Here is a 4,040-nt window from a genome sequence, read left to right as displayed (position 1 = left end):
GTCCTGAAGATGTAACTTCCTAGAAGATGCAAAAAGCCCCTACCCTTCCGGGTCGAAAGACTCGGGAGAGGTAGGGGCTTTTGTGTTATTTATTGTTGTATTTGTGCTAATAAAGTGGTATAATGTTAGCACGAATAAAACTTTATAGGTAGGTAGTATATGGATTATAAAAAAATATTAGAAGAGAAGTTAAAACAAAGTGGAGGCATATTGCTGAGTGAAGAAGTGATATCCGAGAATATACCGAGTATTTATTTAACAAGAATGGTTGAGCAAGGCAGGCTACAGCGAGTGAATAGAGGAATTTATATGATGGAAGGGGGACAGTATGATGAATATTATTTCTTTCAAAGACGATATAAAGTAGCAATCTTTTCTTATCTATCGGCACTGTATCTACATCAATTGATGGATAGTATACCAAATAAATTAGAGGTGACCTTGTATCGTGGATATAATCCACATCGAATGGATGAAAATATTATAAAGCACTATGTAACAAAAGAAGTACATGAACTGGGAACTGTTGACTGTAAAACGATGTATGGCAATACGGTGAGAGTATATGATTTAGAAAGAACTATTTGTGACTTAATAAGAAATAGAAAGGCTATAGATAGCGAGATATTTTCGAAAGTATTAAATCGTTATGCAAGTAGTTCAAATAAAGATTTATCAAAACTTTATAAGTATGCTCAAAAAATGAAAATACTAGATAAAGTTTTGGGGCTTGTGGAGGTCCTTTATGAATAAGGATAAATCATAAATAAATTATTTAGAAAAATAATTAATACTTAGATGTATTAACGGTTGACAGGTTATTTGCATAGTGCTATAGTTGTGTTAGTAGATTGGCTGCAACGCTTAGGGCGTTGGTCACTAGGACACTGCTTTGGCAGTGTCCTTTTTATTTGTGGAGATACTTATGGACTACGATAAACCGTTTCAAGATATTTCTCAACAAGTAGAAGTATTACAAAATAAAGGACTTATTATTTTAGATCCGGTATTAGCAGAAAATATATTAATGACCGTGTCATATTATGATCTTGTTAATGGATATAAAGAAGTATTTATAAAAAATAAGGTATATATTAAAAATACCAGTATTGAAGATTTGTTTGCATTTTGGTATTTAGATAAAAGGGTACAAGCACTTACTATAAAATATAGTTTAATCATTGAAACTATTTTTAAGCAAAAGTTATCATATGTGATTGCTAAGAATATAGGCGTTGATGAAAAGATATATTTAGATCCTAAATATTATAAGAAAAAAGCAGGAGGATTATTATTCAATAATCTTAAAATAGATATTATGAGGTTGTTGTCTGTTAAACATAGTAAAGCACCTACTAAATATTATATAAAATCTCATAATCATGTTCCTCCATGGATTCTATTAAAAAATGCATCATTTGGTATTTCGATTAATATGTTTAAATTTTTAAGTACCAAAGATAAAGCGGAAGTAGCAAATTTACTTATACAATCTGATGCGGTGTTAGTATATGAAAAAATTGAACTCATTATAAGTTTTTTAGAAGGGCTGAGAAAGTTTAGGAATTATGCGGCACATAATCTGAAATTTATTACATGTCAGCCTGGATTTAAATTGCCAGGGAAAAGCATGTATAGGTTATATCCAAAGTACGTTATTAGAAAATATTCCGGAGATATTTCAAAAAAGGATAAGGGTAGTATCAATGGATTATATGGGTTGATACTTATGATGATCATCTTTACAGAGGGTACACCGCTAGCTCAAACTATAATTGAAGATTATTCTGCAGAGATATTGCTAGGAGGTAATATACAAGAAGGAATAGATATGAAAGATTTATTGAAAAAATATTGTAACTGCTTGCGTTTACCAGAAGATGTGTTACGTCGATTTGAAATTATTAAATCTATATTTAGGTAGAATGCAAAAAGCCCCTACCCTTCCGGGTCGAAAGACTCGGAAGCGGTAGGGGCTTTTTATTATTCTCTGTATAAAACAGACTTAATAGTACCTCTTATTAAAGGACAAAAAACCGGGGCAATACAGAGTATCGCTCCGGTAAAAACTTTACAGTTTATTGTCTTGTATTAATTATATTATACAGTTTTATACTAATTGTCAATTATATCACTAAAAAATTGAAAGGCAGACGTAACCTTATTTTAAAATGAAAAATTTTGGATGGTTTCTATATCCACTAGCTCTACTTCTTTGCCGTGGAATTGGATGATCCGCTCATCTTGCAAACGACCTAGTTCACGGCTGAGGGCGGTGCGGCTCACGTTGAGGACATCCGCCATTTCTTGTCGATTGTGTGGTAAGGTGAGGATATTCTTTTTTTGCACTCGCCGAATATCCATGAGATAGGCAAAAATTTTCTCGCGCATCCCTTTGAGGGACAGATAATGCACTTTGCGGGTCAGCTGCATCGCCTTTTCAGACAGGTCATGCATGAGGTTGGTGAGCAACTGGATTTGACAGGATTGGCAGTCCGGAAATGCTTTGGTGAAAGTCTCGATAGGTAAGAACAAAACGATCGCATCTTTCGTGGCTTCGATCGTAGCTGGCCATAGGGGATGATTACTAAAGAGCAAAGCTTCTCCGAACATAGAGGACGGTTGTAGTTCCGTTACGATAGTTCGTTGTCCCAACATATTCTCTCGTGTTAATAAGGCACGCCCTTCTAGCAAGATACCAATGCCTTCCATAGGATCCCCAGCAATGGCAATGAAAGAATTTTTTTTGAAACTTTGTACTTTCACATTTGCTTGAGATAAAAAAAGTGATAAATTTTCTGGCGCAATGTGTGCGCATAGGGGAGATTGTTGAATTGTTTGTATGTATGTTTCTAACGTTGGATGTAATGTCGACATGGGACCTCCATTAAATTAGAGAGTGCGCTTTACCGATTTCGGTGATTTGTTCTATGGTGAGCTTAGTATATTTGGCAATCATTTCTAAGGATAGTTTATCTTCTAACATACCAAGAACTACTTCGGCTTTGCCTTCAGCATTACCTTCTTTCCGTTGGCGTCTTAATTCCATTTCAAGTGTCATATATTCTAACCTCCATTCTTTAGAGTGTTTTACTTTATCTACGACAGAATCCATTTCCAATACTAACTCATCAGCAGGTGATTTACCATCTACATAATCTAAAAAATATTGTAACGGTTTTGAAATATCGTCTTCTGTACCTTTAGTGCTCAAGAATAGTTTTGTGGTTCCATCGTGTAATTCTATATTGTGATTTTCTAAACAAATATTTCTGAAAGTATACTTATGAAGATTATTACTAAATAGTGGAAATGTACATATAAAAATGACATAGGTATCATTGAGCTCGGTGTAGTCCTGGCCTTTTTCAATGTTATGTAAATCGATGATACTTTGATAGTATCGGACTCGTTTTACTAATTCCTCCATATTTTTAGTAGTTTGCATTTCCACATTAAAGACAGTACCATCCACATCGTTGACGTAGACATCGAGTCGAATACCTTTACTGTCTGGGTTCATATGTAGTGACTTTTCTTCTTCGAGATAGGTGATATCTTTAATCTGGATATCTAACAGCCGTTCTATTGTTGCTTTACAAATACGCTTATTTCGCATTACCTTCTGAAACATAAAGTTATCCTGAATGGTTAGCTCTTCAAAGGGTTTAATATGCATAGAATCACCTCCGGCTCTTATTCAAATTATACCATATATTTTAGATATATAACATTATTCTTTCTTACGTAACTATATCAATCTATGGGTTCGACCAATTTTTATAATTTGCTCTACAGTTAGCTTCGTATACTTTGAAATCAATTCTAAAGATTAGTTATCCTCTAACATGCCAAGAACTATTTCGGCTTTAGCGTCAGCTTTGCCTTCGGCTATAGCGTCAGCTCTACCGGCAGCGAGTCCTTCTTTTCTGTATCGTATTTTTTCAACTTCAAATCTCATATACTTTTCTCTTCATTTCTCAGAATGTTTTTAAAGTGTAGCCAAGGATACGTTTTTTCTGCTTTCAGTATACTATACT

At 34.2% G+C, this 4,040-nt stretch carries 5 protein-coding genes; 2 read left to right on the top strand and 3 right to left on the bottom strand.

Annotated features, from left to right (window positions below):
* The first annotated feature begins 159 nt into the window (after positions 1-159).
* The gene (locus EO115_RS05160) at positions 160-753 is read left to right on the top strand and encodes a type IV toxin-antitoxin system AbiEi family antitoxin domain-containing protein (protein WP_126937916.1); all 594 of its coding nucleotides are present in this window, start codon (positions 160-162) and stop codon (positions 751-753) included.
* Between the two features lie 172 nt (positions 754-925).
* On the top strand, positions 926-1,924 hold the full coding sequence (locus EO115_RS05155; protein WP_126937915.1) for an Abi family protein: 999 nt from the start codon (positions 926-928) through the stop codon (positions 1,922-1,924).
* A 242-nt stretch (positions 1,925-2,166) separates the two neighbouring features.
* Here EO115_RS05155 and EO115_RS05150 read toward each other — a convergent pair whose 3' ends face one another.
* The 3 genes from EO115_RS05150 to EO115_RS08515 form a co-directional block, all read right to left on the bottom strand.
* Complete coding sequence (locus EO115_RS05150; protein ID WP_126937914.1) at positions 2,167-2,877, bottom strand: Crp/Fnr family transcriptional regulator; 711 nt, start codon at positions 2,875-2,877, stop codon at positions 2,167-2,169.
* A 10-nt stretch (positions 2,878-2,887) separates the two neighbouring features.
* On the bottom strand, positions 2,888-3,679 hold the full coding sequence (locus EO115_RS05145) for an Rpn family recombination-promoting nuclease/putative transposase (protein ID WP_126937913.1): 792 nt from the start codon (positions 3,677-3,679) through the stop codon (positions 2,888-2,890).
* Between the two features lie 153 nt (positions 3,680-3,832).
* Positions 3,833-3,961, bottom strand: a complete 129-nt coding sequence (locus EO115_RS08515) for a hypothetical protein (RefSeq protein ID WP_256359653.1) — start codon at positions 3,959-3,961, stop codon at positions 3,833-3,835.
* Positions 3,962-4,040 lie beyond the last annotated feature (79 nt).

Source organism: Veillonella sp. CHU740, from assembly GCF_003992055.1.
GTDB lineage: Bacteria > Bacillota > Negativicutes > Veillonellales > Veillonellaceae > F0422.
Note: the sequence above shows the minus strand (reverse complement) of the source record. Positions and strands in the feature narration are given on the sequence as shown.